Raw genomic sequence first — 25,973 nt, 5'->3', positions numbered from 1 at the left:
CGTGACCGTCACGGACAGGTGGGTCCTGCGGCTGCGCGGGGCTCGGACGTCACCCGGCGTACGGCTGATCTGCATTCCGTACGCCGGGGGCAGTCCCGAAGCATTCCGGGCCTGGTCAGCCGACCTGGCCCCGCACGTGGAACTGCTCGCGGTCCAGCTGCCCGGCCGAGGCCCACGACTGCGGGAGCCGTTGTACGAGGACTGGAAGCCGCTGCTGGACGACACGTTCGCCGCGCTGGCGCCCTACCTCGACGAGCCGCACGCCTTCTACGGGCACAGTTTCGGCGGCCGGCTCGCGTACGAGCTGACCCATCTGGCCGAGACGCGTTTCCCGGGCCGGACCCGCCGCCTGTTCGTCGCCGGTTGCCGCAGCCCGGACGTCCCGCAGCGGACGCCGTTGCTGCACACCCGATCCGACGGGGACTTCCGGGCCGCGTTGCGGGAGATGGGCGGCAGCCCCGACGAGGTGCTCAGCAGCGATCTGCTGATGGCGATGCTGCTGCCGACGATCCGCAGCGAGATCCGGCTCGCCGAGCTGTGGCAGGACTGGCATCCCGGCGGGGTGTCGGCCCCGATCACGGCCGTCTACGGGCGCGACGACCCGATCGACAGCCACCCGGAGATGCGCCACTGGCCCCGGTACAGCCGGGACCGCGGCGACGTCGCCGAACTGGCCGGTGGGCACTTCTTCATGACGAGCCACGGCCCGGAGCTCGTGCACATCATCAACACCCGGCTGGAGGACGGCGATGGATAGGTTGCGGGCCGACGACGCGGCACGCGCGGCACACCGGCGGATCAACCGGACGGCGACGCCGTACCCGGACGACCGGAGTGTGCCGGAGCTCTTCGCCCGGCAGGTCGCCCGGGCGGCCGGGGCCACCGCCGTGGTGCACGGACGGCAGCGCCTCACCTATCGCGAGCTCGACCGGGCGGCCGACGTGGTGGCCGCCCGGCTGGCCGCGCACGGCGCCCGGCCCGGCGACCCGGTCGGGGTGTGCGTCCGGCGGTCGGCGGACCTGGTCGTGGCGCTGCTGGCGGTGCTCAAGTGCGGGGCCCACTACGTGCCCTTCGAGGCGTCCTGGCCGGACGGTCGGCTCAACGGCCTGTTCGAGCAGGCGGGCGCCACGGTGCTGCTGACCGACCGGGCCGGGGAGCTGACCGGCCGGTTCCCCGCGGCGACGGTCGTCGAGGTGGCCACCCGGCCCGGTGTCGAGGCCCCCGGCCCCGGTGTCACCGTCGATCCCGGCACGCTGGCCTACGTCAACTTCACCTCCGGGTCGACCGGCCGGCCCAAAGGCGTCCCGATCACCCATCGGGGCATCACCCGTCTGGTGTTCGGCGCGCGCTACGCCGACCTGGACTCCGGGGCGGTGGTGCTGCACACCGCGCCGGTCACGTTCGACGCGGCGACCTTCGAGATCTGGGGGCCGCTGCTGCACGGCGGTGTCTGTGTGCTCTACCCGTCGCCGCATCTGCGCTGCTCGGAGCTGCGCGCCGTGCTGACCGAGCACGGTGTGACGGTGGTCTTCCTGACCACCGCGCTGTTCAACACGATCATCGACGAGGCGCCGGACACCCTGGACAGTGTGCGCACCATCCTCACCGGCGGGGAGGCGCACTCGATGCGGCACATCGGCGCGGCCCTGGCCCGGTACGGCCCCGGCCGGCTGGTCAGCGTCTACGGCCCGACCGAGTGCACCACCTTCGCGACGTTCCACCCGGTCGACGCGCTCACCGGCGGCGAGGAGTCGCTGCCGATCGGCCGTCCGATCCAGAACACCCGGGTGTACGTGGTCGACGGTGACGAATTGTGCGCCCCCGGCCGGACCGGGGAGATCCTGCTCGCCGGCCCGGGACTGTCCCCCGGCTACCTGGCGGCGCCGGAGCTCAACCGCGACCGGTTCCTGCTGCGTGACGTGGGCGGCGTGCCCGAGCGCCTGTACCGGACCGGCGACCGGGGCGCGCTGCGCGCCGACGGGGTGCTGATGTTCCACGGCCGGGTCGACGACCAGGTGAAGATCAACGGGTACCGGATCGAGCTGGGTGAGATCTCCTACCACCTGGGCCGGCACCATGACGTGCGGCAGAACTTCGTGACCGTGGTGGAGACCGCGGCGGGCGAGAAGTCGCTGGCCGCGTTCGTCGTCACCGAGGACGACAGGTGCACCCCGGCCGGGCTGCGCGACTATCTGAGCGGCCTGCTGCCCGGCTACATGGTGCCCGGTCAGATCCGGTTCTGTGCGGAGCTGCCGCTGTCGGCGACCGGCAAGGTGGACCGCCGGGCCCTGCTGGCCACCGCCGCGGCGGACGTGCGGTGAGCGCCCCGGCCGTCGTGGACGTGCGGGCGCGGATCCGGGAGACGCTGGCCCGCGACGTGCTGCCCCACGCCGGGCAGTGGGAACGCCAACGGCACATCAGCGCCGACGGCTGGCGAGCCATGGGCGCCGCTGGGCTGTTCGGTTTCGCGCACTCCGGGCCGGGTTTCCTGGACAGCGCGGTCCTCCTGGAGGAACTGGGGAACACCGGTTACGCCGGGATCCGCGCGGCCGTCGGGGTGCACGCCTACATGGCCGCGTCCTATCTGGAGATGTTCGGCTCGCCGGAGCAGCGGGCGGCGTACCGGCCGGGCATGCTGGCCGGCACGACCGTCGCGGCGCTGGCGATCAGCGAGGACGCGGCCGGCTCGGACCTGCGGCATCTGAGCACGGTCGCCGTCCCGGACGGCGCCGGCGGTTACCGGCTGACCGGTGTCAAACGGCATGTCGCCAACGGGTCCCGGGCGGGTGTGTTCGTGGTGCTGGCCCGGCTCGGCGGCGCGGTGTCCGGCAACGGCCTGACCGGTGCGGTGCTGCTGCTGGTGGACGCTGCCCGGCCCGGGGTGGCCCGGGAACCGGAGGCGATGGTGGGCTGGCACTCGGCCGACGTCTGCCGGGTCGGTTTCACCGATGTCCCGGTGGCCGGGGACCGGGTGATCGGCCGGCCGGAGCGCACCCTCATCCACCTGATGCAGGCGCTGAACACCGAACGGCTCGTCGCCGGGCTGCTCGCGGTCGGTGGGGTGGCGCACTGCGTCGAGCTCGCCGACCGGTTCGCCCGCACGCATCTGATCCGGGACGCGCCGTTGAGCGCCAACCAGAGTGTCCGGCATCGCCTCGCCGACCTGCACGCGCAACTGGACCTGGTGCGCGAGTACGGACGCCACGCCGCCCGGGCACACAGCCGGGGCGAACTGGACGTGCGGACCGCGTCGGTGCTGAAGTTGCAGGCCACCGAACTGGCGGTCATCGCCGCGCAGACCTGTGTGCAGTACCACGGGGCACGCGGCTACCGGGAGGAGTCGGTGGCGGCCCGGCTCTACCGCGACGCGATGGCCGGGACGATAGCGGCTGGGGCCAGCGAGCTGATGCGCGAAATGATCTTCGAGGGATGACCCTGGCGTCACGATTCGCTGCGCGACGCCGCCGCGGCCGGCACGGCAGCCGCGGCGGCGTCGGCGGCGGGCTGTCGCGCCTGGGCGGGGCGGCGATACAGCACCAGGGCGGTCAGAGCGCCGGCGACCAGGCCCCAGAAGGCCGATCCGATCCCGAGGATGGTCATGCCGGAGGCGGTCACCACGAAGGTCACCACGGCGGCCTCCCGGCCCTCGGGCTCGGTGACCGCGCTGGCCAGCGACGAGCCCAGCGCCGGGATCAGCGCGAGCCCGGCGACCGCGATGACCAGGACCGGCGGCGAGAGCAGCACCAGGGCGGTGGCGAGGCCGGCGCCGAGGCCGAGGGTCAGCTGGCCGAAGCCGAGCGCCACGGTGGCCGTCCACCGCCGGCCCGGATCGGGGTGGGTGTCCGGGCCGGCGGTGAGCGCGGCCGTGATCGCCGCCAGGTTCAGTGCATGGCCGCCGAACGGGGCCGCCACCATGGTCGCGGCCCCGCTGCTCACCAGCACCGTGCGCAGCGGGACCTGGTATCCATACGTCGCCATGACCGCCATCCCGGGCACGTTCTGCGCGGCCATGGTGACCAGGAACAGCGGGATCGCCAGGCTGATCAGGGCGGACAGATTGAACTCGGGAACGGTGAACACCAGATCCGGGCGCAGCGAGGCCTGCGACAGCCCGCCGTCGACGCCGCGGACGGTGATCGCCACGATCGCGGCGGCCAGCGCGCCGGGCACCGCCCACTGACGGGCGAAGCGCATCAGCAGCGCCCAGGTGAGCACCACCGGGATGGCCAGCGCGGGCACGTCGATGACGGCTCGCACCGGCGCGGTGCAGAGGCTGAGGATCACGCCGGCCAGCATCGCGCCGGCGATCGGGCGGGGAATGGCGTCGATCGCCCGGGCCAGCCACGGCAGCAGCCCGGCCAGGACGATGAGGACACCGCAGATCAGGAACGCGCCGACGGCCGCCTGGAAACCACCCGGGACGGTGCCGGTGGAGACCAGCAGCGCGGCGCCGGGAGTGGACCAGGCGATGCTGATCGGCATCCGGTGGCGCACGCTCAGGCCGATGGCCAGCACGGCGATGCCGGTGCAGAGCACGAGCAGACCGGAGGCCGCCTGGCCGGCGCTCGCGCCGACCGCCTGCAACCCGGCCAGCACCACGGCGAACGAGCTGGCGTAGCCGACCACCGCGCTGACCAGCCCGGCCAGCGCCGGCTGGGCCGTGTCCCAACGTGGCATGCCCGCCTCCCTCTCCCCCGGATCGGCTGCTCGCCCACTGGACGGGCCGGCATCTCTGCGGCTCGCCCACCGGACGGGCCGGTGTCTCTGTGACTCGCCCACTGGGCGGGCCGGTGTCTCTGCGGCTCGCCCAGTGCACGGGCCGGTGTCTCTGTGACCAAGACCGTTCCGTAAACGGAACGCCGATCGTTTGCCACACTAGCCGGGTGAACGCGGACCAGACAAGCGAGGCCGGACTGGCGGTCGGCCAGCGGGTGCGGCGGCTGCGGCTCGCTCAGGGCACCTCGCTGTCGGCGCTGGCCCGGGCCGCCGGCATCGGCAAGGCGACCCTGTCCGGCCTGGAGCACGGCACCCGCAACGCCACCCTGGAGACGCTGCACGCGGTGGCCGGCGTGCTCGGCGTGCCGATCACCAGCCTGGTGCTGGAGCCCGGGGCGCCGCCCGCACAGATGGCCGACGTGCACGGCTCGGCGGTCACGCCCAGCCTGATCGAGGTGTTCCACGAGCCTGGTGTGACCTTCGAACTGCTGACCATCCGGGTACGCCCGGGGGTGCTCCAGCACTCGCCGGCTCACGCGCCCGGGGTGACCGAGCACCTCACCGTCACCCGCGGCCGGCTGCGGGCCGGGACGGCCGAGGCGCCGGCCCTGCTGCGCACCGGCGAGCACCACTCGTGGCGGGCCGACACCGCGCACGTCTACGAGGCGCTGGACGGCGAGGAGGCGACGGCGGTGCTCCTGATCCGCTCGCCGGCCGCGGGAACCCATCTCCCAGATGCTGAGACAGAAGTCTATGAATCGCCGGACACCTCGGCCGGCTCGCCACACAGACGGTGAACTCCGGCGCGCCGCTCACCTGCAAGTTGCACGCAATTATGTGACTCTCCGTATCGAGAATGTGCCGCTTAGTGACGCATCGCGTTGACGACAGCCGATGGGCTGACCTAACGTGGCCGCTGCGGCGCCGGCCGCCTTTTCTCGGGCCACCGTTTCTCGAAAATTGTCGACGTTGTCGCGTGGACCGCCGGTGACCATTCGAAACTACGGGGGAAACCGATGTCGAGAATCAGTTTTCATCTCCTCGGACCACTCAAATGCCAGGCACACGGCGCCACCGTGCCGATCAGGGGCGCGAAACAGCAGACCGTGCTGGCGATCCTGTTGCTCGCCGGCGGCAAACCGGTGGCGCTGCCCCGCCTGATCGACGCGGTATGGGACGGACAGGCCCCGCCGACCGCGACCAAACAGATCCGCAACGCCGTCTCCGACCTCCGCCACGCGCTGGCCCACACCGGAGTGTCCATCCAGCCCGGCGGCGACGGATACCGCCTCGACCGCGCCGGATCAGCCCTCGACCTGGACGAGTTCACCCGCCGCGCGGAACTCGCGGCCTTCAAGAGCGACCCGGCGGCCAAGGCCGAGGCGCTACGGTCCGCGCTCGCCCTGTGGCGCGGCCGGGCCCTGGCCGGCCTGACCAGCCCGGTGCTGCGCGCACAACTGGCCAGCATCGAGGAGTTGCGGCTGGCCGCCCTCGAACAGCGCGTCGACCTGGAACTGGAACTCGGCATGCACGCCTCGCTGATCGGCGAACTGACCGCCGCCGTCGCCGAGCACCCGTTCCGGGAACGGTTCGTGGCCCAGCTCATGACCGCCCTGTGCCACTCCGGATCCCGTGCCCAGGCGCTCAAGGTCTTCGACGACACCCGGCGCCGGCTGCGCGACGAACTCGGCGTGGACCCGGAACCCGAGCTACGCGCCCTGCACCTGCGCATCATCACCGGCACCCGGGCGGACACCGTCGCCACCACCACGACCGACGAACTGCCCTGGCACAACCTGCCCGGCGACACCGCGCCACTGACCGGCCGCGACACCGAACAGGACCTGGTCCTGCGGGCGCTGCGCGGGCACCCCGGCGGACCGGGCGCCACACCGCCGGTGGTCGCGGTCGACGGCATGGCCGGAGTCGGCAAGACCGCGTTCGCCCTGCACCTGGGCCGGCAGCTGGCGCCCGTCTACCCGGACGGGCAGCTCTACGTCGACCTGCGCACCCACGGCCTGGCCGGACCCCGCCTCGACGTCCCGGCCGCGCTGGCCGTGCTGCTGCGTGCCGCCGGCCAGCCGGCCGGATCGATCCCCGCGGACCTGGAGGGCCGCCGCGCCGCCTGGCACCACCGGCTGGCCGGCAAGCGGGTCCTGATCATCCTGGACGACGCCGCCGCCGCGGCGCACATCGCGCCGCTGCTGCCGCACGCGCCCGGCTGCCTCACCGTCGTGACCAGTCGCCGCCGGCTGTCCAGCCTGCACTCGACCTATCAGCTGTCACTGCCGGAATTCAGCATCGCCGCAGGCCGGGACCTGTTCGGCCGGGTCGTCGGCGACAACCGGCCACAGGCCGAATCGGCCGCCGTGGACGAGATCCTGCGACACTGCGGGCGACTGCCGCTGGCCATCCGCAGCGCCGCGGTACGACTGCGCCACCGTACCGCCTGGAGCGTGTCCTACCTGGCGTCCCGGCTGGCCGACGGCCGGTCCCGGCTGGCCGAGCTCAGCATGGACAGCGCCGGGCTGGCCGAAGCGTTCGACATGTCCTTCAACCGCCTCGACCCCGAACATCAGCGACTGTTCCGGCTGCTCAGCCGGATCGGCGCACACGACGTCGACGCCGAACGGGTGGCCACGCTGGCCGGGCTCCCGGTACACCACGCCACCCGCCTGCTGGAGGACCTGGTCGACTCCCACATGCTCCTGGCCACCGGGCCGGGCCGATACCGCATGAATGAGTTGGTGCACGCCTATTCACTCCAGCTGGTGTAACGAATACGCCTTCCGAAAACACCCCCGGAAATGGGGGCCGAGGACTCGCCGAGGACCATCCGAGGACACTGTGGAGCACGATTTCCACGATGATTCAGTGCACTCCCCGGACCACATTGTGGAGGCGAGATGTCCATTCACCCACGCCTTTCCGGGCCCACCCGGGCCGGATCGGCGACAGTGGATTGCACAGGCCTGTCGGCACTGCTGCCGGCTGGTTCCGGTGATCGTCTGGTGGTCTGCGCCACCGGCCCGGACGAGAACGGCGCCCCGTCGGTCGCGGTGTGGTGGACCGATCTGTCCGGCGAGCCGAAAGCGGGCTGGCTCTTCCCCGAGGAACGAGCCGAGAACGACACGGACGTGGCCGGGCGGCTCCTGCTCGCCGCCACCTACGGACGGGCGGCGCACCGGCGCGCCGACGCCGGGTGGGCCCTGCTGGACCGTCTCGCCGAGCGTGCCGGCCGGCACCGGCCGGCCACCGCGTCACTGGACGTCGACGACCTCGTCGCCGGAGTCCGGCGCCGCACCGGACAGACCCCGGACCGGCCGGAAACCGCCAGGCCCGGCCGCTGCCCGGTGGTGACCGAACTCCTGGCCACCTGCGAGCTCATCGGCTGGGCCACCCGCGCCTGGGCCGCGGCGCCGAAACCCGGCCCGTCACCGGTGTCGCAGTGGCTGGCCCCGAAGCCCGTACCGGCGCGGCTCTCATGATCACAGCGCAGGTGCTGCTGGCCGCCGGACTCGTCATCGTGGTGGTACGCCTGGTCGGCTGGCTGGTCGCCCGGCTCGGCCAGCCACGGGTGATCGGCGAGATCGTCGCCGGGATCCTGCTCGGGCCCAGCGTCCTGGGACTGCTCTGGCCGCATGCCCGCACGCTGCTGTTCCCGTCCGGCGTCATCGCCGGCTTCCAGGTACTCGCCCAGTTCGGCCTGGTCCTGTTCATGCTGCTGGTCGGCATGGAACTGGACGGCCGGCTGCTGCGCGGGCAGGGCCGCCGATCGGCGGCGATCAGCCTGGTGTCGGTGGCGATCCCGTTCGGCCTCGGCGCGGGACTGGGCGTGCTGCTCCACCCACAGTTCGGCGCCGGACCCGGACGGACCGCATTCTGCCTGTTCCTCGGCGCCGCCGTCGCCATCACAGCGTTCCCGGTGCTGGTCCGGATCCTGCAGGAGACCGGGCTCTACCACACCCGGGTCGGCGCGATGGCGATCGCCTGCGCGGCGATCGACGACGTGATCGCCTGGTGCCTGCTCGCCGTCGTGGTGGCCGCCGCGGGCGCCGGCAGCCCGGCCGAGGTCACCTGGCACATCGCCGGCACGCTCGTGTTCGTGCTGTTCATGGTCAAGGTGGTCCGTCCACTGCTGGCCCGGCCGGCCCACCTGCCGTTCTGGGTCACGCTCGTGGTGGCGTTCCTGAGCGCCTGGGCCACCGAGACCATCGGGATCCACGCGATCTTCGGCGCCTTCCTCGCCGGCCTGGTGATGCCACGCCGGCCCGAGTGGCAGGACCAGGTCCGGGTGCGCCTGTCCGGTGTCGTCGACGCGTTCGTGCTGCCGATGTTCTTCGTGGTCGTCGGCATGTCGACCCGCATCGACCAGCTCGGCTCCTGGCAGTCCGCCGGCGTGGTCGGGCTGGTCACCGTCACCGCGATCGCCGGCAAGCTGGGCGGCGCCACGATCGCCGCCCGGTCGATGCGGGAACGCTGGCCGGTCGCCCTGACCATCGGCGTGCTGATGAACACCCGCGGACTCACCGAGATCGTCATCCTGACCGTCGGGTTGCAACTGGGCGTCATCGACACCAGGCTGTTCACCGTACTGGTGATCATGGCCCTGGTGACCACAGCGATGGCCGCGCCACTGCTGCGCCTGCTGTCCCGCTCGGACGCGGTCTCCGCGGCCACCGCCACACGGCCCCGTGCCGTGGCGCAGCACTGAGCGGGCGGCCGTGATGACATCGCCGCAACCGCAGCGGGCCGACGTGCCGGCGATCCGGGGCTGGCTGCTGATCGAGCACCCAGGACCGTGGGGCTTCTCGGCCGGCGCCGACACACCGGCGCTGCCCGCCGACGTCCGGGCGGCCGCCGACGCCCTGGGCTTCCGGATCAACCTCATCCGGCAGCACCGGCACGTGCCCCGGCCAGGGCAGGAGCGCTGCTTCGTGTCGTCGCCGGCCGGCGGCCGGCAACTGCTGGAACAACTTCCGGTCGACCGTCTCACCGGCCGGTTCGCCGCCGTCGCCGAGGCGCTCGCCGCCGGGCGGCCGTCCGGGCTGGCCACACCGGTCGCCGAGCCGATGTACCTGGTGTGCACCAACAGCCGGCGCAGCCCGGTCTGCGGCGGGCCGGGCCGATCGGTCGCCCGGGCGGTCGCGGCCGCCGCCGGGCCACGCGCCTGGGAGACCACCCACGTCGGCGGATGCCGCTTCGCCGCCAACCTGGTGTGCCTGCCGTCCGGTGTCTTCTACCGGGGCATGGCCCCGGCCGAGGCCGCCGCCCTGATCGCGGCAGCCGACCGGGGCCGGATCGTGCTGTCCCGCTATCGAGGCCGGGCCGGGCTGTCACCTCAGGCCCAGGCAGCGGAATGGGCGGTACGGCAGGCCACCGGCCTGGACGGGATGGACGCGCTACGGGTCGCGGAGGCCGGGCCGCCGGACGACGACGGCCACCGGGAGGTGTCGGTGGCGACCCCGGCCGGGACCTATCAGGTCACCGTGCGGCCCCGTGATCGCGCAGGTCAGCGCTACGACGTGCTCGCAATGACCGCCCCCGGCTGCCTCTCGATCACCACGCCGCGCAGCCTCCCGACTGCCGCGCCCGGCCTCCCGACTGCCGCGCCCGGCCTCTCGATTGCCGCGCCCTGTGGCGAGGCCGGTCCACGGTTCGGTGACGGTCGCCACGGATCGGGGGCGGAACTGCCGGAGCCCGCCTGCACCGCCGGGACGGAGGTACGGTTCAGCCATGGTGTCCTTGAACGAAAACCAGCGACTGGATCGATCGGGCCATGACCCGGTCATCAAGCTGGGGTACCAGATCCCGAATTTCACCTACCCGGGCATCGGCGTCGAGAGCCTGTTCGACACGGTCGTCGCGCAGGCCCGCGAGGCGGAGGCCAACGGTTTCGACACCGTGCTGGTGATGGACCACCTGTACCAACTGCCAGGCATCGGCCCCGCGGAGAACGCGATGCTGGAGGCCTACACGACCCTCGGGGCGCTGGCGTCGGCCACCTCCACGATTCAGCTGTCGACGCTGGTCACCGGTAACACGTACCGCAATCCTGCTCTTCTGGCCAAAACCGTGACCACGCTGGACGTGGTCTCCAAGGGCCGAGCGGTCCTCGGCATCGGAGCCGGCTGGTTCGAGCTGGAGCACGACGCGTACGGTTTCGAGTTCGGCACCTTCGGGCAGCGGTTCGAACGCCTCGAAGAGGCGCTGCAGATCATCACGCCGATGCTGAAGGGTGAGCCGGCCTCGCTGGACGGCAAGTGGTACACGGCCCGGTCGGCGATGAACAATCCACGGCTGCGGCCGCACATCCCGGTCATGCTGGGCGGCCAGGGCGAGCAGAAGACGTTCCGGCTGGCGGCCCGCTTCGCCGACCACATGAACATCATCTGCGACGTCGACGACCTGGCCCGGAAGGTCTCGGTGCTGCGCGAGCGGTGCGAGGAGATCGGCCGAGACCCGGCCACGCTGGCCACCAGCTACCTGGTGATGGGCGGGGTCGGCGAGACCGAGCAGGAGGCCAAGGAGATCGGCGAGACGATCCCGGAGGACCGTCGCAACCGGGCCTTCATCGGCACACCGGAGCAGGTGGCCGATCAGATCCAGGAGCGGGTGCTCGGCGCCGGCATCGGCGGCGTCACCATCAACCTGATCCGCAACGGCCACCGTCCCGGCGTCGTCGCCGCGGTCGGCTCAGCCCTGAAACCGCTGGTCAAGTAGGGCCGACACCCGCGGCAAAGACGTTCCGCGTCCGGTCACCCGCGCGGTCGACAGCACCGATTCGCGTGGTGACCCGCGGTTCGAATCGAGCCGCAGGTGTCCACGCGGGGCTCGCAGTCCCAGCCGTCGCCCACCACGGTAAAACCGCACCCATTCCCGCGCTGAACGACGGCTCGCAGCCCCAGCCGTCGCCCACCACGGTAAAACCGCACCCATTCCCGCGCTGAGCGACGGCTCGCAGTCCCAGCCGTCGCCCACCACGGCAAAACCGCACGCATTCCCGTGCTGAGCGACGGCTCGCGGTCCCGGCCGTCGCCCACCACGGTAAAACCGCACGCATTCCCGTGGTGAGCGACGGCTCGCGGTCTCGGGTGGGACCGAGCCGGAAGGCCCCGACCGCGCGGGCTTCCGGTCGACGCGTCGGGGGTGGGGCGTTAAGTCAAGTCGGACAGCAGCACCGGCAGGCCGGTCCGTGCGGATCGGTCTGCCGCGACGCCGGTCAGCACGCTCCGGATGCCGTCGCGGTAGCCGGCCTGCCGGGCCAGTGGATCATCGCCGGGGCCGCGGAAGATGTCGTCGAGCAGCAGTCTGTCACCGCCACCGTGGCCGCCGGCGCCGTTGACGATCGGCACCTCCTCGGCCTTCTGCCAGTGTTCCTGTACGGTCAGCCGCTCGAATCCCCCGGTCTCCTCGAGGGCGCTCGGGTCGATCGCACCGTGCGCCGGTGTCCACGCGCGCTCGCAGACCTCGAGTTCGATGCGGCCCCGGGTTCCGTTGAAGGCGACCCGGTATCCCTCCCACGGCGAGTACGCGGTGAGCGAGTAGGTCATCGCCGTCCGGTCGGCGTAGCTGACCAGCACCGACATGGTGTCGTCGATGTCGATCCCGGCGCTGAACACGTCCCGGTCCCGGATGTACCCGTCCTCGTGCTCGGCGTCGAGGTAGAGCGCCTTGAGCCGCGGGTCGGCCGTCATGTCGAGCAGGAAGGGATCGGTGCCCAGACCGGGCGCGCCGTGCGCCCGTGCCGGCCGCGGCAACCCGTCCGAGCCGGCCGGGCCGGCAGACACGGACGGGCCGGCAGACACGGACGGGCCGGCAGACACGGACGGGCCGTCAGACCGCCGGCCTGCCACCGCCGCCCCGGTGGGGCCGTAGAAGCGCAGGCCGGCGTGGGCGAAGACGGACTCCGGATGGCTGCCGAGCCACCAGTTGACCAGGTCGAAGTGGTGGGTGGACTTGTGCACGAGCAGGCCGCCCGAGTTGGCCTTCTCGCGGTGCCAGCGGCGGAAGTAGTCGGCGCCGTGGATGGTGTCGAGCAGCCACTCGAAGTGCACCGACGTGACCTTGCCGATGCGCCCGTCGGCGAGCAGTCGCCGTACCGCGCTGTTGCGGGGTGAGTATCGGTAGTTGAACGTGACGATCAGGCGGGCGGGGCTGCGTTCGGCCGCGGCGGCGATCCGGCGGCAGCCCTCGGCGTCGACGGTCAGCGGCTTCTCGACGATCACGTCCACACCGGCATCGAGGGCCGCGCACACATATTCTGCGTGCCGGGCGTCGACCGTGGTGATCACCACGGCGTCGGCAGCGGCCAGGACCTCGGCGTAGCGGTCGGGGTGGAAGACCGGCACAGGTTCGCGGCCGGACGCCACGATCCGGTCGTTGTGGTAGGCCATCCGGGTCCGGTTGGTGTCACAGAACGCGACGATCTCCCCGGTGTCGCTCCACTCGCCCAACAGAGCGTCGATGTAGAGCTGCGCCCGGTGGCCGAGCCCGACAACTGCGTATCGGCGGGTCATCGGTTTCCTTCCGAGTCGGTGGCGCCGGGAGCAGGGAGAAAAGCGGCGGGAGCTGGGAGAGAGGCGGCGGGAGCAGGGAGAAAGGAGGCTGGGGAGACGACGTTCGGGTGGTGGATGTCGTGGGCGCCGAGTTGCCCGCACATCCCCCATCGAGGCGGATCGGAGGGCGGCGAGCTGAGGACGGCCGAAGCCGAGAGATGCCGTCCGTCGCCCTCGCCGAGCGCGTCGAGGATTTCAGCGGTCTGCCGGGTGGCCGACTCCACGGTGGTGCTCCAGAGCTCACGCCAGCCCGCGACGGACGGCCGGACCAGGGCGGCCGCCGCCGTGTAGAACTCGGCGAGGGGTTCCGGGTCGCCGGCCTCGGCCGCGTCGACGAGCTGCTGGAAGCCTTCGAGGGCCAGGTCGCGCCGGTGCCGGACGGCGAGGCCGGGGTCTCCGTCGAGGTGGGCCGCCGCGCGGTAGCGGGCCGGGTCGGCGACGATCTCGGCCGGGAACGTCATCACCGCGTCGCCCGCCTCGGGCAGCCCGGCGTTCGACATGATCACGAGAACTTGCAGGTCGCCGTGGTTGATCGCGCGGTGGATGGTGCCCGGCGTGAACCAGACCGTCGATCCGGCCGCGAGCGGCGTCTCGTGCAGGCCGTTCGTGTCGAGCGTCAGCAGCGTGCCGGTGCCGCCGGTCACCACGTACGCCTCGGTCGACACCGTGTGCAGGTGCGGCGTGCCCCCTTCGCCGTAGACGGCCAGCCGGCTCACCGACGTACCGCCGGGAAAGGTCGTCATGTCAGGGCCTCCGCGCCGAGCGCGGCGAGTTTCTCGGTGCCGGCATCCCCGTGGTCACCGTCAGCGATCACGACCGCGTAGCGGAACGCGACGGAGTCCCCCGCCGCCAGGTCCAGTTCCGCGCTGAAGAAGGGCGCCGGGTTGAGGCAGGCGAATTCTTCGGTACGGGCGAACCACTGCGGCGGATGATGCGGGTTGGCCGGGTCGTCCACGACCACGACAGTCGACGACCGGTCCACTCCGTCGTGCCGCCCGCGGAACGCGAACCACGGTCCTCGCGTGCCGCGCAGTTCGTCGCCCCCGGTCCCGCCCGGCGACTGGAGGATCCCGTTGGTGAACGAGCGCGGCCCACGCCAGAACAGCCCGCCGTACCCGGCGTTCTCCCGGCCCTTCGTGGTGGGCGACCCGAACGCGAGCGTCGCCCCGGACACGTTGGTCATCGTGGTGGCGAAGGTGAGCACCCAGCTGACGTCGTCGGCGATCGCCCAGGTCAGGGCCCGCTGCTCGGTGATCACGGGCGCGCCCTGCTCGGAGACCCAGTCGAGCGTGTGGGCGAGCGTGCCGTCGGTGAGCGTGTCGAGACTGCGGTGCAGGGCGCTGCCGTTGTTGGGTTTCTGCACGTAGAACTGGCCGTGCACGTAGGTCGGGCCGCCCCAGAAGTTGTGCTCGCCGACGTACGGCAGCGACCAGGCGATGCCCTTGTGCCAGACGTGATCGTGCGGGCGGTACAGCGACACCAGGTCGCCGGCCAGGGTGCGGATCGGATGCAGGTACGGCTTCGGCGACTCCAGCTGCGGGGTGTCCGGCCGGTACACGTACGAGAAGAGGGGTGTCTGCCGGTAGGAGACGGTGACCGAACCGCCCAGCCGGTGGTCGACCTCGATGGTCATCGGACGGCTCCGTTCATCGTGGCCGCGAAGGGGTGTCCGGGGCCGATCTCGCCGCTGCGGACCGGCTGGCCGGTGGCCGCCGAGGCGTAGAGGGCGGCGATGAACTCCATGGTGGTCCGGGTGTCCGGCAGCGACACCGGCGGCGCGAGACCGGCGTCCAGGGCGTCGAGGACCGCGGCGAGCTGGTCGATGTGCCCGCTGACCGTTTCCGATCGGGTCCGGTTCCAGCTGGCGGTCAGGTCCTCGTGACCGGGCACCGGGGTGATCGTCCAGTCGGCGTCGCGGTAGCCGTACAGGTGGGTGAGGTCGACCGTGGCGTTCTCGAAGTCGAACCGCAGCGCGGACGTCTGCCGGGGCGAGACCACCGAGTTGACCACCGAGGCGAGCGTGCCGTCGGCGAACGTGACCAGGGCCATCGACACGTCCTCGGTCTCCACGTCGCGGGCCCGGGTCGCGGTGACCGCGGTGACCTGCTCCCACCGGCCGAGGATGGACAGCAGCAGGTCGAACTGGTGGATGCCGTGTCCCATGGTCGGGCCGCCGCCCTCGGTCTCCCACTTGCCGCGCCACGGGACCCGGTAGTAGTCGTCGTCGCGGTACCACTGGGTCTCGCAGGTGGCCAGCAGCGGCCGGCCGAGCTGACCGGATGCGATCATCTCGCGCAGCCGGTGGGCGCCGGTGCCGAACCGGTGCTGAAAGACGGTGGCGACGTGCGCGCCGGTCCGCCGGGAGGCCTCGGCCAGGAGGTCGAGCTCGGCCAGCGACAGCGTCGGCGGTTTCTCCACCAGCACGTGCGCGCCGGCTTCGAGGCATTTCAGGGCGAGCGGGGTGTGCGTGGCCGGCGGGGTGCACAGGTGGACGAGGTCGACCCGGTCCAGGGCGTCCAGGTCGGTGTGCACCTGCGGGATGTTCCACTTGGCGGCGAAGTGCCGGGCCAGGTCGGCGTTGACGTCGATGACCGCCGTGAGGGCGACCCGGTCGGAGTGGTGCTGGAGGGCCTGGGCGTGCGCGGCGGCGATGGCTCCGGCGCCGACGATGGCCGCACGATAGCGAGGTTGAGACATGGCTCCCTCATGGGCCGGCCCGCGCCGCCGGAGCGGCGCGGGCGTGGATCATGCATGGTCAGGCGGCGTCGATGCCGGCCTGAAGTTCCTTGATGAAGGCTTCGGCGGCCTGCTGCGGGGTCTCACGTTCGAAGAGGACCGACTCGGTGTGGCGCTTGAGGATGGCCTCCACGTCACTGGCGCCGTTCGGGGTCACCCGCGGGGCCTCGCCGACCTTGACCGAGTCGAGGAACTCGGCGGCCGCCTTGTCGGTGCCTTCGAGCTTGCCGGTGAGCGCGGTACGGATCTTGGTGTTGGCCGGGATGCCACGGTCGGTGAGCAGGATGTCGGCGGCCTCCTGGCTGTTGCCGAGGAAGTTCACGAACGCGGCGGCCTCGGCCGGGTGCTTGGACCGCGACGAGATCGACCAGAACATCGACGGCTTGTAGTAGGCGCCGGTGGCCGTACCCTCGCCGGGGATCTTGAGAAGTTTGAGGTTTTGCCCTGACGCCTTGGCCAGGGAGGTGAGCTGGCTGTTCCACCAGGTGCCGATGGCCGACTTGTTGGTGGCCGTGCCGGACTGGTCGAGGCCGGCCCCGGCACGCTCGACGCTGACCGACGCGGGCGGGGCGACGCCCTGCTTGGCGATGTCGAGCAGGTACTGCCAGTACTTGGCGAGGATGTCGGCCGGGATGGCGACCTTGCCGTCCGGGGCGTAGAGCGAGGCGCCGGCCTGGCGGGCCCAGATGTTCACGCCGCCGATGTCGAAGCCCCACGACTGGAGGCCGGTGACCTCACCGCCGCTGGCCTTGGAGATCTGGTCGCCGACGGTCTTGAGGTCGTCCCAGGTCCAGGTCGCGTCGTCGGGCAGGGTGATGTTGTACTTGGCGAGCAGGTCGGTGTTGGCGACCAGGGAGTATGTGGTGACGCCGGTCGGCAGGCCGTACTGCTTGCCGTCGATGGCGCCGGTGGCCAGCGCCTTGGCGTCGAAGTCGGTGCTGCTCAGGTTCTTGCCGGCGGTGCCGAGGTCGAGCAGGGCGCCACGCTCGGCGTAGGACGCGAGGTACAGCTCGTCCATCTGGATGACGTCCGGCGCGTCGTTGGCGGCGACCGTCGTGGCCAGGCTGTCCCAGTAGCCGTTCCACTCCTTGAACTCGCCCTTGATGGTGATGTTCGGGTGGGCCTTCTGCCACAGGTCGATGACCTGCTGGGTGCGCTGGTGGCGGGCGTCCGAGCCCCACCAGGTGAAGCGCAGCTCGATCTTGTCGGCGGTCAGGTCACCGTCGGCCTTGCCGCCGCCACTGCCGCCGCAGCCGGCGAGCAGTAGTGCGGCCAATGCTCCTACCAGGACTTTTTTCATGATATTTCCTCCGGGAGTGGAGTTCATTTGATGCCGGTGGTCGCAATGCCCTTGATCAGGAAGCGCTGACCGACCAGGAACGCGAGGAAGATCGGCAGCAGCGACACGACGCTCATGGCGAACATCGATCCCCACGACGTCGAGACCGTGGCGTCGACATAGGAGCGCAGGGCGACCGGGACGGTGTACATCTCCGGGTCGGTGAGGTAGATGAGCTGGCTGAAGAAGTCGTTCCACGTCCAGATGAACGTGAAGATCGTGGTGGTGGCCAGGGCCGGCAGCATCAGCGGCAGGATCACCTGCAGGAAGATGCGGGGGTGGCCGGCGCCGTCGATGCGGGCCGCCTCGTCCAGCTCGCGTGGCAGGCCACGGATGAACTGGACCATCAGGAAGACGAAGAACGCGTCGGTGGCGAGCAGCTTCGGCACGATCAGCGGCAGGAACGTGTTGACCCAGCCGAACTGCGAGAACATCACGTACTGCGGGACGATGATCACGTGGATCGGCAGCATGATGGTGCCGAGCATGATCGCGAACCACAGCTTCTTGCCGGTGAACTCCAGGCGGGCGAAGGCGTAGGCGGCCATCGAGCAGGAGACCAGGTTGCCGATGATGCAGCCGATCACGACGATCGCCGAGTTGATCAGGTAGTGGCCGAACGGGGAGGCCAGCGCGGTCCAGCCCTCGCTGTAGTTCTCGAAGCGGAGGCTGTCCGGGATGACGCCCGGGGAGCGGAAGATCTCCTCGTTGGGCCGCAGCGAGCTGACCACCATCCAGATCACCGGATAGAGCATCACCAGGGTGAGCAGGATCAGGCCGGTGTGCTTCGCCGCGCTTCTGGTCAACGTCTTTCTGCTCAGCGCGCGCGGGTCAGTCATCGTAGAAGACCCATCGCTTGGCGGCCCAGAAGTTGACCGCGGTGAATGCGGCGATGATCAGCAGGAGCAGCCAGGCCAGCGCCGACGCGTAACCCATGTCGAAGCTGTGGAATCCGCGCTGGTAGAGGTAGAGCGTGTAGAACATGGTCGAGTCGGACGGGCCGCCGGTGCCGCCGGACACCACGAACGCCTGGGTGAACGACTGGAACGCGTGGATGATCTGCAACACCAGGTTGAAGAAGATGATCGGCGACAGCAGCGGCACGGTGATCCGCCGGAACTGGGTCCACCGGCCCGCCCCGTCGATCTGCGCGGCCTCGTAGTACATCACCGGGATCTGCCGCAGCCCGGCCAGGAAGATCACCATCGGGGCGCCGAAGGTCCACACGTTCAGCACGATCAGCGTGGACAGCGCGGTGTCCGGGTCGGAGATCCAGCCGGTGCCCTCGATGCCGAAGAAGCCGAGCATCTGGTTGATCAGGCCCTCGGCGCCGAAGATCTGCCGCCACAGCACCGCGATCGCGACGCTGGAGCCGAGCAGCGACGGCAGGTAGAACGCCGACCGGTAGAACGCCAGGCCACGCATCCCCCGGTCGAGCAGCATCGCCAGGCCGAGCGCGGCGGCGAGCTGGAGCGGCACCGAGACGAAGACGTACGTGAAGGTGACCCCGAGTGAGTGGTGCAGCCGCTCATCGGTGAACATCCGCTCGATGTTCTCCAGCCCGTTGAACTCCGGCGGCTGGATCAGGTTGTAGTCGGTGAAACCCAGAACGAACGACGCCGCCACCGGGCCGGCGGTGATCAGCAGAATCCCGGCGAACCAGGGCAGGAGGAACAGCAGGGCGGCCTTGGTGTCCCGCTTACGCGGCGGGCCGCCGGTGGAGGTGTTGAGCCGTTGGAGTTCGCCGATGGCGCTCACCCGACCCCCTCTCGTCGCTCATCATCGATGGAAACCGTATTCCGGAGTCTGCGACGTTACGACGGGGCGGTCAAGTGTTTCGCGTCGATGAATTTATATCGGGGAAAGCGCTTACCCCGAGGCTCGGTCACCGACCGTGTCCATCGAGGCGCCTCAGGCCCGGCGGGTGCTCTCCCGCACGATCAGCGTGCCGCGGATCGTCTCGCGCGCCGGCGGCCCGCCCACCGGGCGCTCCCGCATCGCCATCTCGATCGCCCGGATCCCGATGTCGGTGAACGGCAACTCGATCGTGGTCAGCCGCGGCGTCAGGTCACGGGCCAGCGGCACGTCGTCGAACCCGGTCACCGACACCTGCCCCGGCACGTCGATCCCGGCCGCCCGGCACGCCGACAGCACCCCGATCGCCACCGTGTCGTTGATCGCCACCAGCACGTCCGTGCCGCCCAGGCCCTCCCGGATCAACTGGGCCGTCGCGTCGAACCCGCCCTGCCGGCTGACCTCGCAGTTCACGATCCGGATGTCCTGCACATCGGCGCCGGCCGCCAGCAGGCCCTCGACGTAACCCGAGGTGCGCGCGGCCGCGTACGCCCGCTCCCGGGTCCCGGCCAGAATGATCGCCCGCCGGTGCCCGGTCCGGGCCAGGTGCTCGCCCATCAGCCGGGCCGAACCGCGGTCGTCGACGGCGATCGCGTCGAACGGCAGGTGCACACTGCCACTGCCGTAGAGGATCACCCGGCCGCCGCCCCGCTCGAACGCCAGCAACTCGTCGAGAACCCGGGTCTCCGCCGGATCCTGGCTGATCCGGGTGCTGGTCAGCACCACCGCCCGCGGCCGGAACCCGGACAGGTTACGGATCGTCGCGGCCTGCAACTCGGGCAGGCCCCGGGTCGACGACACGGTCACGAACGCGTCGACGGTACGGGCCTGGCGCTCCATCGCGGCCACCACGGCAGCCACCGCGGGCGTGGCCAGATCGTCGGCGATCAGGGCGATCGCGTCACTGCCCCGGTTCATTGCCCGGGCCGCCGCGTCCACCGTGTAACGCAGCCGGGTCGCCGCCTCGATCACCTTCCGCGCGTTCTCCGGAGCGACCGACCGGCCCCCGCCGAGAGCCCGGGACGCGGTCGCCAGCGACACACCCGCCTCCGCGGCGACATCGCGGAGGGTGACGGTATCCCTGGCACGGTGCGGCAATCCGGGCGTCCTCTCCAGTTGTCACGGCTCGGTGCGGCTTTGTATACGGCGCCGAAAGGATAGCTCGGCCGACGGAAACCGTATCCCGTCGTGCCAGAATCACGGCTGTGACTGACCAGAACCGGACCACCGTGACGCTGCACGATGTGGCGCGCGAGGCCGGCGTCTCCTACGCGACGGCGTCCCGGGCGCTCAACGGCAGCGACCGCAGTGTGCGCGCGGAGAACCTGGCCCGGGTCCGTGAGGCGGCCGCCCGCCTCGGATACACCCCGCACGTCTCCGCGCAGGCCATCGCCCGCGGGTCCAGCACCACCGTCGCGCTGGTCGTCGGCGCGGTCGACGACCCCTACTTCGCGTCCATCGCGGACGGTGTCGCCGAAGGCGCCTACGCGGCGGGCCTCACCCTGACCGCGGCGGTCACCGACCGATCTCCGGACATGGGCCTTCATATCGTACGGACCCTGCGCGGCCGCCGTCCGCAGGTGATCCTGATCGCCGGCAGCCGGGTCGACGACGACGGTGTCTACGCGGCCCTGGCCGAGGAACTCGACCAGTATCGCCGGGCCGGCGGCCGGGTGGCCCTGCTGAGCCGCAACGAGCTCGACTTCCCGACCCTGACCGTCGATCACCACGGCGGCGCGTTCCGGCTGGCGCAGGCGCTGGCAGGGCTCGGGTACCGGCGGTTCGCGGTGCTGCACGGCGGTGACCGGATCCGGATGTCGCATGATCGGCGGCGCGGTTTCGTCGACGGGCTGCGCCAGGCCGGAATCACCGTCGAGGACCGCCACGTGATCGCCACCGACCTCAACCGGGACGGCGGCCACCGGGCGGCGGCCGCCCTGCTCCGCGACATCCCCAACATCCCCGGCATCCCCGGTATCCGCGACACCCCCGGTGTCTCCGGCATCCACGACATCCCCGGCGTCTCCGGTATCCGCGACATCCCCGTCGTCTCCGGTATCCGCGATATCCCCGGCATCTCCGGTATCCCGGGCGTCCCCGGCAGCTTCTCCGGCGGCGACCGGCTCAGCGGGAGCGCCCTCTCCAGCACGGCCGACAGTTCCAGCGACGGTCATCGCGCGGACGTCAGCTCCAGCGACCGATCCGACATCGGCACCGACACCGACATCGGCTTCAGCGGCCGATCCGCCGGCCGATCCGGCCCGGGCGGCGTTGAGGCGATCTTCGCGGTGAACGATGTGATGGCGATCGGCGCGATGACCGCGATCCGCGAGGCGGGGCTGCAGCCGGGCCGGGACGTGGCGGTCGCCGGCTTCGACGACATCGACGCGGCCCGCGACGTCACCCCGATGCTGACCTCGGTCCGGGTGCCGTTGCGCGACCTGGGCCGCCGTGCCGTGGAGCTGGCCCTGGCCGGCGACCCGGCCATCGTCGAGGTCCCGGTCGAGGTGGTCCTCCGAGACAGCACCCCACCCCGCTGACCCGCCGGCAGCCCGCGAGCCGTCGCTCACCCCTGGAATCCCACCCCCATAACCACCGTGAGCGACGGCCGGCGGCCTCAGCCGTCGCCCAGCGACGGAAAGCCGCCCGGAATACCGCGCCCAGCGACGGCCGACGACCTCCAATGCCACTTAGCTTAAGTTGATCTTGCGCGGGCGCACTTCGGGTTCCAGGGGGCTTGACCTGCACGCATGCGGCTGCGGCATGAATTTGTGGCCGCGCCGGACGCCGACGGCACTCGCCGAGAACCTGCAGGTCACAGCCTTGATCAACTTAAGCTAAGTGGCATTGGACGACCTCAGCCGTCGCTCAGCGACGGAAAGCCGCCCGGATTACCGCGGTGAGCGACGGCTGGCGGTCTGCCGGGGGTTCAGGGGAGCGGGAGCCGGCAGCGGGGCCGGGTCACCGTGATCGTGTAGGTGCTGGTGGCCGTGCCGTCCGCGGAGGTCACGACGATCGGGACGGCGGTGGTTCCGAACGGCACCCGGATCGTCGCCGGGCTGGGGTTTCCGCCCACCGACACGGCCGAGCGCGGGTTCGCCGGCACCGCTGTCACCTGCAGCTTCGTGGTCCTCGACGGCACTTCGACGGCGTAATCGAGGAGGTCCGGCGTGAACGCCGGATCAAGATCCGCGACGCTGGCGGTCAGTGCGGAAAGCGAGGCGTCGGCGGCGAGTGAGGGCTTGCGGATCTCCAGGGAGTACGCCGTACGCGTTCCGTCCTCCGCGGTCACCGTCACCGGAACCGTGGACCCCGTATCACCCAACGTCACGGTGGCGACAGCCCGGTCACCGTCCGTCGTCGAGTCACCGATCGCCACCGACCGCGCGAACCGGCTCCGGGCCACCGCGGTCACGTCGACCGAGCCGACCGTGGCCGCGACCTCCAGCAGGTAGCCACTCCCGGTCACCGGCTGGGGCAGCCCGTGACCGGTGGACAGGTGACGCAGGGCCGTATCGTCAGGTGTCAGGCCCACGCCCTGCGACACGCGCAGGTCGTCGAGGTGCACGACGCCGTAGTTGCTGCTGTTGGCGAACCAGTCGAGCCGCGCCACTCCGTCGACGGGCACCCGGAAGGTGGCCCGGCTCAGCACCTGCACGCCGTCGAGGTAGAGGTCGAAGCGCTGGTTCACGGTGTCGATCACGCAGCGCAGCCGGTGCCATCGGCCCAGCTCGTAGCGGCCCACGGTCACCGTGCTCGCGCCGTTGTAGGCGACCACGGTGTTCTTGGTGAACGCCACGCTGATCGCGTTCACCCCGTCGCTGCCGGTCACGTAGGGCACGCCCCACCAGTGGTTGCCGGAGACGTACGGCTGGTCGATCATCACCCGCGACTCCACCGTGACCAGGCCTTTCAGCGGCGGATCGAAGGTGCGCAGAACCCGGGTGGTCCCGCTGTTGACGGTCCGGGTGAGCCGCGCGGCGCCGCCGGTCACCTCGACCGTGCCGCTGACCGTGAGCCCGTTGGTGCCGGTGGCGAGCGGACCGTCCGGCAGGCCGGCGAAGTCCTGCACGTCCACATGGTCGGGCACGTCCGCGGCCAGCAGCAGGGCGCCCGCGTCGGTGGTGGCGTCCGGCCCGACGGTCAGACCGGCACGCGACGCCGGGACGAGCGCGGGCGCCGACGCGGTCACCGTGAAGCCCTCCCCCACCGGCACGCCGCCGACCGAGAACACCCCGTCGGCGCCGCTCGTCCCGCCGGCGATCGTCTGGGAGCCGTCACGAACGGTCACCTCGGCTTCGGCTACCGGCTGTGCGTACTGGTCGAGGACCCGACCGGTGATCACCCCGACCGTGCTCGTGGATGCCAGCTCCACCCGTACCGTCGCCCGATTTTGATCTGTCACGGAAACCGTTTGCTCGACGCTCTCGTAACCGTTGCGCGACGCGGTGAGCGTGACGGGCCCGAAGGGCACGTCCGGAATCGCGAACCAGCCGCCGGCCGAAGTGGTCGCGGACCGCCCGGCGGCGGTCACCGCAGCGTCGGCGACGGGAAGACCCGCGGGGGTACGCACGTAGCCGGCGACCGTTTCAGCCGAGGCGCCGGCGGGTGTCCGGTATTCGAAAGCGCCGATGTCCGGGTCGCCGTTGTAGAGGGCGGCGCCCGCGTAGTCCAGTCCGCCGTTCGCTTCGATCACCACACCACCGTCGATCGCCGGGGAGGCCGAGGTGACCGCGAACCCGTGCGCCGTGGCCAGCTGCGGTCCCGTCGCGGGCGTGCCGAAAGGTCCGGTGACCTGCGGATTCACGAAGATCGGAGCGCCGATGACGGGGCGGGTGTCGCTGTCCGGGACGGCCAGTTCGGCGCCGCCGTAGAGGTTGCTCTCGTAGCGGATCGTCGGGCTCGTGGTGAGCGCCGCACCGGCCCGCGTCGAGAACAGCACGTTGTTGCGAAGCGTGTACGTGGCGTTCAGCGAGCTCCCGTAGCCGTAGACGAGCGTCGCACTGCGATCGCTGTAGATCGTGTTGTGGTAGACCTCCGCCCGTGCGGCCCGGTCCGAGTGCAGGTAGACCTGATGGCGGCTGTTCGACGCCACCACATTGCCGCGGATCACCACGTCACCGAAGCTGAACTGGCAGATCAGGAACCCGTCGCCGTTGTGGTGCACGAAGTTGTACTGCAACACCTGCCGGGTGGTGCCCTTGTCCGCGTCGATGCCGTTCGAGTCGGCGCCGCCCGCTTTCACCGTCGTCTCGTACACCTCGTTGAACTGCACGGTCACGTCGTCGGCGAAGTAGGTCTCGATCCCGGACGTGCCGGTGCGGTGGACGACGTTCCGCTCCACCAGAGCGCCGCGGACACCCGTCAGATAAATGCCGTTGCAGCCGTACGGCGTACCGTCCTGCCTGATGTAGTTGCCCCGCAGGACCACGCCGGTGTGCGGGACGAACTTCGGATCGGTCGCGTTGTCCCGGCTGCCCCAGCCGGTGGCCGCAGCACCCGGGGCGTCGCCGCTGTACTGCTTGACGACGATCCCGGCGAACGAGGTGTTCACGATCGTCGAGTTCTGCACCGTCACGTCGTTGAGCACGGTCGGGGTGGCGCCCGGCGCGGTGATGTCCGCAACCGTGGTGTCCAGGACGACGCCGCCGGTCCGTTTCGAACGGTCCCAGCCGTTGCCCTTGTAGATGCCGGGCTCGGTCTGCTCGTAGGCGCCACTGATCCAGCGGACCTCGCCGGTCACGTCGTGCACGTCGACCGCGTCGATCAGGAAGCCGTCCAGGGTCCGGCCGTTGTCGCCGCTGATGTGGATTCCGCGCAGGTCGGCGAGGTTCTCACCGGGAGTGCCGGTGGATGGGGCGGCGTTGGTGACGTCCAGGTTGCGGATCGTCCAGTGCTCCTGGTTGAACAGCCGGACCGCATCGTCTGTCGTTCCGCCGGCGTCGATTCCGGGCTTGTCGCCGTCACCCCAGCGGTCGACGACGATGGGCGCCTCACCGGTGCCGTCGCCTTTCGGCCAGAGCTGGCCGGTCCAGCGTTGTCCGGCGCGCAGCAGGATCCGGTCGCCCGGCTGGAACGCGGTGCGATTCACCTGGTCCAGGGTGCGCCAGGCGTTGGCGCTGGTCAGGCCGGTGTCAGTGTCGTCTCCGGCTACCGCGTCGACGTAGTAGGTGGCGCCGGTGGGTTCGGCTCGCGCCGGCGCGGCCATCGGTGTGGTGGTCAGGATGGCGGCTACGGCTACAGCGGTGAAACGTCTCAGTCGGGAGGGAGCGTTCGGATGCATCGACATCTCTCCATGGGTTGAAGCCCGGTTCAGCCCCGGTGGCAGGGCGGATGCGGGTCGACGGTGCGGTGGGCAGCACTCACAGCAGGCGCGCGGAGGGGTCCGGCGGCCTGGAAACCGTATTCCGGAGTTTTCCGGGCGACGCCCCGGCCGTCAAGAGGGTGGCGTCTGCCGGAAACGGGGCAGCATCGGCCGGCCAGGAACTCACCATGAAGCCGTGCAGATACCCCGTCTCGCCCGGCTCGGCGTCACTTCAGCGCTGCTCGCCGGCCTGGCCGTCACCACAGCCCCAACCGCCACCACAGCCTCAACCAGCACCGTCAAGTCAACACATCCTGTCAACTCAACGCGCGCCGTCAAGTCAACGCATGCCATCAACTCAACCGATGCCAGGTCACGTCCGCTGGCGTGGTGTAAGAGGCAGCCAGCGCGATCCGTGTGTGTTGATCTTATGCGGCGATTGCGGTGGTTTCGAGGATTTCGGTGT

20 protein-coding genes are annotated in these 25,973 nt (G+C 70.9%); 10 read left to right on the top strand and 10 right to left on the bottom strand.

Annotated features, from left to right (window positions below; all coding sequences use genetic code 11):
• The first annotated feature begins 1 nt into the window (after position 1).
• From AB0E94_RS15755 to AB0E94_RS15745, 3 genes are read left to right on the top strand one after another with little or no spacing between them, the layout of a single operon-like run.
• Positions 2–757, top strand: coding sequence for an alpha/beta fold hydrolase (locus tag AB0E94_RS15755; RefSeq protein WP_360326671.1), 756 nt, complete (start codon positions 2–4; stop codon positions 755–757).
• Positions 750–2,321, top strand: a complete 1,572-nt coding sequence (locus tag AB0E94_RS15750; protein ID WP_360326670.1) for an amino acid adenylation domain-containing protein — start codon at positions 750–752, stop codon at positions 2,319–2,321. The genes AB0E94_RS15755 and AB0E94_RS15750 overlap by 8 nt, the downstream gene beginning before the upstream one ends.
• The gene (locus AB0E94_RS15745; RefSeq protein ID WP_360326668.1) at positions 2,318–3,433 is read left to right on the top strand and encodes an acyl-CoA dehydrogenase family protein; all 1,116 of its coding nucleotides are present in this window, start codon (positions 2,318–2,320) and stop codon (positions 3,431–3,433) included. The genes AB0E94_RS15750 and AB0E94_RS15745 overlap by 4 nt, the downstream gene beginning before the upstream one ends.
• Positions 3,434–3,441: 8 nt before the next feature.
• Here AB0E94_RS15745 and AB0E94_RS15740 read toward each other — a convergent pair whose 3' ends face one another.
• Complete coding sequence (locus AB0E94_RS15740) at positions 3,442–4,677, bottom strand: benzoate/H(+) symporter BenE family transporter (protein ID WP_360326666.1); 1,236 nt, start codon at positions 4,675–4,677, stop codon at positions 3,442–3,444.
• 206 nt (positions 4,678–4,883) lie between these two features.
• Between AB0E94_RS15740 and AB0E94_RS15735 the strand changes: the two genes are divergently transcribed.
• The 6 genes from AB0E94_RS15735 (at position 4,884) to AB0E94_RS15710 (ending at position 11,439) form a co-directional block, all read left to right on the top strand.
• Positions 4,884–5,513, top strand: a complete 630-nt coding sequence (locus tag AB0E94_RS15735; protein WP_360326665.1) for an XRE family transcriptional regulator — start codon at positions 4,884–4,886, stop codon at positions 5,511–5,513.
• Positions 5,514–5,792: 279 nt separating this feature from the next.
• Positions 5,793–7,493 carry an AfsR/SARP family transcriptional regulator gene (locus AB0E94_RS15730; protein ID WP_360326663.1) on the top strand — a complete coding sequence of 567 codons (1,701 nt, stop codon included), beginning with the start codon at positions 5,793–5,795 and terminating at the stop codon, positions 7,491–7,493.
• A gap of 129 nt (positions 7,494–7,622) precedes the next feature.
• Entirely contained in the window at positions 7,623–8,204 is a 582-nt protein-coding gene (locus AB0E94_RS15725; protein WP_360326662.1) for a DUF6218 family protein, read from the top strand.
• Entirely contained in the window at positions 8,165–9,430 is a 1,266-nt protein-coding gene (locus tag AB0E94_RS15720; RefSeq protein ID WP_360326660.1) for a cation:proton antiporter, read from the top strand. The genes AB0E94_RS15725 and AB0E94_RS15720 overlap by 40 nt, the downstream gene beginning before the upstream one ends.
• A 13-nt stretch (positions 9,431–9,443) precedes the next feature.
• Complete coding sequence (locus AB0E94_RS15715) at positions 9,444–10,499, top strand: sucrase ferredoxin (RefSeq protein ID WP_360326658.1); 1,056 nt, start codon at positions 9,444–9,446, stop codon at positions 10,497–10,499.
• Complete coding sequence (locus AB0E94_RS15710; protein ID WP_360326657.1) at positions 10,453–11,439, top strand: LLM class F420-dependent oxidoreductase; 987 nt, start codon at positions 10,453–10,455, stop codon at positions 11,437–11,439. The genes AB0E94_RS15715 and AB0E94_RS15710 overlap by 47 nt, the downstream gene beginning before the upstream one ends.
• 434 nt (positions 11,440–11,873) lie before the next feature.
• Here the strand turns inward: AB0E94_RS15710 and AB0E94_RS15705 are convergent, their stop codons facing one another.
• The 8 genes from AB0E94_RS15705 to AB0E94_RS15670 all read right to left on the bottom strand — a co-directional run bounded on the left by AB0E94_RS15705 (position 11,874) and on the right by AB0E94_RS15670 (position 20,301).
• Positions 11,874–13,235, bottom strand: coding sequence for a Gfo/Idh/MocA family oxidoreductase (locus AB0E94_RS15705; protein WP_360326655.1), 1,362 nt, complete (start codon positions 13,233–13,235; stop codon positions 11,874–11,876).
• Positions 13,232–14,017 (bottom strand): cupin domain-containing protein, encoded by a 786-nt coding sequence (locus tag AB0E94_RS15700; protein WP_360326653.1) that lies wholly within the window; start codon positions 14,015–14,017, stop codon positions 13,232–13,234. The genes AB0E94_RS15705 and AB0E94_RS15700 overlap by 4 nt, the downstream gene beginning before the upstream one ends.
• Entirely contained in the window at positions 14,014–14,907 is an 894-nt protein-coding gene (locus AB0E94_RS15695) for a PmoA family protein (protein ID WP_360326651.1), read from the bottom strand. The genes AB0E94_RS15700 and AB0E94_RS15695 overlap by 4 nt, the downstream gene beginning before the upstream one ends.
• Entirely contained in the window at positions 14,904–15,971 is a 1,068-nt protein-coding gene (locus AB0E94_RS15690; protein WP_360326649.1) for a Gfo/Idh/MocA family oxidoreductase, read from the bottom strand. Before AB0E94_RS15690 ends, AB0E94_RS15695 begins: the two co-directional genes overlap by 4 nt.
• Positions 15,972–16,029: 58 nt before the next feature.
• The gene (locus AB0E94_RS15685) at positions 16,030–17,310 is read right to left on the bottom strand and encodes an extracellular solute-binding protein (protein ID WP_360326647.1); all 1,281 of its coding nucleotides are present in this window, start codon (positions 17,308–17,310) and stop codon (positions 16,030–16,032) included.
• Between the two features lie 23 nt (positions 17,311–17,333).
• A complete protein-coding gene (locus AB0E94_RS15680) occupies positions 17,334–18,188 on the bottom strand; it encodes a carbohydrate ABC transporter permease (protein ID WP_360326646.1) in 855 nt (284 codons plus the stop codon).
• Positions 18,181–19,107: a sugar ABC transporter permease gene (locus AB0E94_RS15675; RefSeq protein WP_360326644.1), complete on the bottom strand. Its 927-nt coding sequence runs from the start codon at positions 19,105–19,107 to the stop codon at positions 18,181–18,183. The genes AB0E94_RS15680 and AB0E94_RS15675 overlap by 8 nt, the downstream gene beginning before the upstream one ends.
• Before the next feature lie 153 nt (positions 19,108–19,260).
• Positions 19,261–20,301 carry a LacI family DNA-binding transcriptional regulator gene (locus AB0E94_RS15670; RefSeq protein ID WP_360326642.1) on the bottom strand — a complete coding sequence of 347 codons (1,041 nt, stop codon included), beginning with the start codon at positions 20,299–20,301 and terminating at the stop codon, positions 19,261–19,263.
• Positions 20,302–20,408: 107 nt separating this feature from the next.
• Here AB0E94_RS15670 and AB0E94_RS15665 point away from each other — a divergent pair, with 107 nt between their 5' ends.
• Positions 20,409–21,743: a LacI family DNA-binding transcriptional regulator gene (locus AB0E94_RS15665; RefSeq protein ID WP_360326641.1), complete on the top strand. Its 1,335-nt coding sequence runs from the start codon at positions 20,409–20,411 to the stop codon at positions 21,741–21,743.
• A gap of 389 nt (positions 21,744–22,132) precedes the next feature.
• On the opposite strand, the gene AB0E94_RS15660 is transcribed toward AB0E94_RS15665, so the two are convergent.
• A complete protein-coding gene (locus AB0E94_RS15660; RefSeq protein WP_360326639.1) occupies positions 22,133–25,486 on the bottom strand; it encodes a carboxypeptidase regulatory-like domain-containing protein in 3,354 nt (1,117 codons plus the stop codon).
• Positions 25,487–25,973 lie beyond the last annotated feature (487 nt).

The organism is Actinoplanes sp. NPDC026670 (assembly GCF_040638175.1).
Lineage (GTDB): Bacteria > Actinomycetota > Actinomycetes > Mycobacteriales > Micromonosporaceae > Actinoplanes.
Note: the sequence above shows the minus strand (reverse complement) of the source record. Positions and strands in the feature narration are given on the sequence as shown.

Bases quoted from the DNA above. Each gene is read 5' to 3' on its own strand.
- AB0E94_RS15750 (WP_360326670.1), top strand. From the start codon at position 750: ATGGATAGGTTGCGGGCCGACGACGCGGCACGCGCGGCACACCGGCGG.
- AB0E94_RS15740 (WP_360326666.1), bottom strand. From the start codon at position 4,677: ATGCCACGTTGGGACACGGCCCAGCCGGCGCTGGCCGGGCTGGTCAGC.
- AB0E94_RS15725 (WP_360326662.1), top strand. From the start codon at position 7,623: ATGTCCATTCACCCACGCCTTTCCGGGCCCACCCGGGCCGGATCGGCG.
- AB0E94_RS15715 (WP_360326658.1), top strand. From the start codon at position 9,444: ATGACATCGCCGCAACCGCAGCGGGCCGACGTGCCGGCGATCCGGGGC.
- AB0E94_RS15710 (WP_360326657.1), top strand. From the start codon at position 10,453: ATGGTGTCCTTGAACGAAAACCAGCGACTGGATCGATCGGGCCATGAC.
- AB0E94_RS15705 (WP_360326655.1), bottom strand. From the start codon at position 13,235: ATGACCCGCCGATACGCAGTTGTCGGGCTCGGCCACCGGGCGCAGCTC.
- AB0E94_RS15700 (WP_360326653.1), bottom strand. From the start codon at position 14,017: ATGACGACCTTTCCCGGCGGTACGTCGGTGAGCCGGCTGGCCGTCTAC.
- AB0E94_RS15695 (WP_360326651.1), bottom strand. From the start codon at position 14,907: ATGACCATCGAGGTCGACCACCGGCTGGGCGGTTCGGTCACCGTCTCC.
- AB0E94_RS15690 (WP_360326649.1), bottom strand. From the start codon at position 15,971: ATGTCTCAACCTCGCTATCGTGCGGCCATCGTCGGCGCCGGAGCCATC.
- AB0E94_RS15685 (WP_360326647.1), bottom strand. From the start codon at position 17,310: ATGAAAAAAGTCCTGGTAGGAGCATTGGCCGCACTACTGCTCGCCGGC.
- AB0E94_RS15680 (WP_360326646.1), bottom strand. From the start codon at position 18,188: ATGACTGACCCGCGCGCGCTGAGCAGAAAGACGTTGACCAGAAGCGCG.
- AB0E94_RS15660 (WP_360326639.1), bottom strand. From the start codon at position 25,486: ATGCATCCGAACGCTCCCTCCCGACTGAGACGTTTCACCGCTGTAGCC.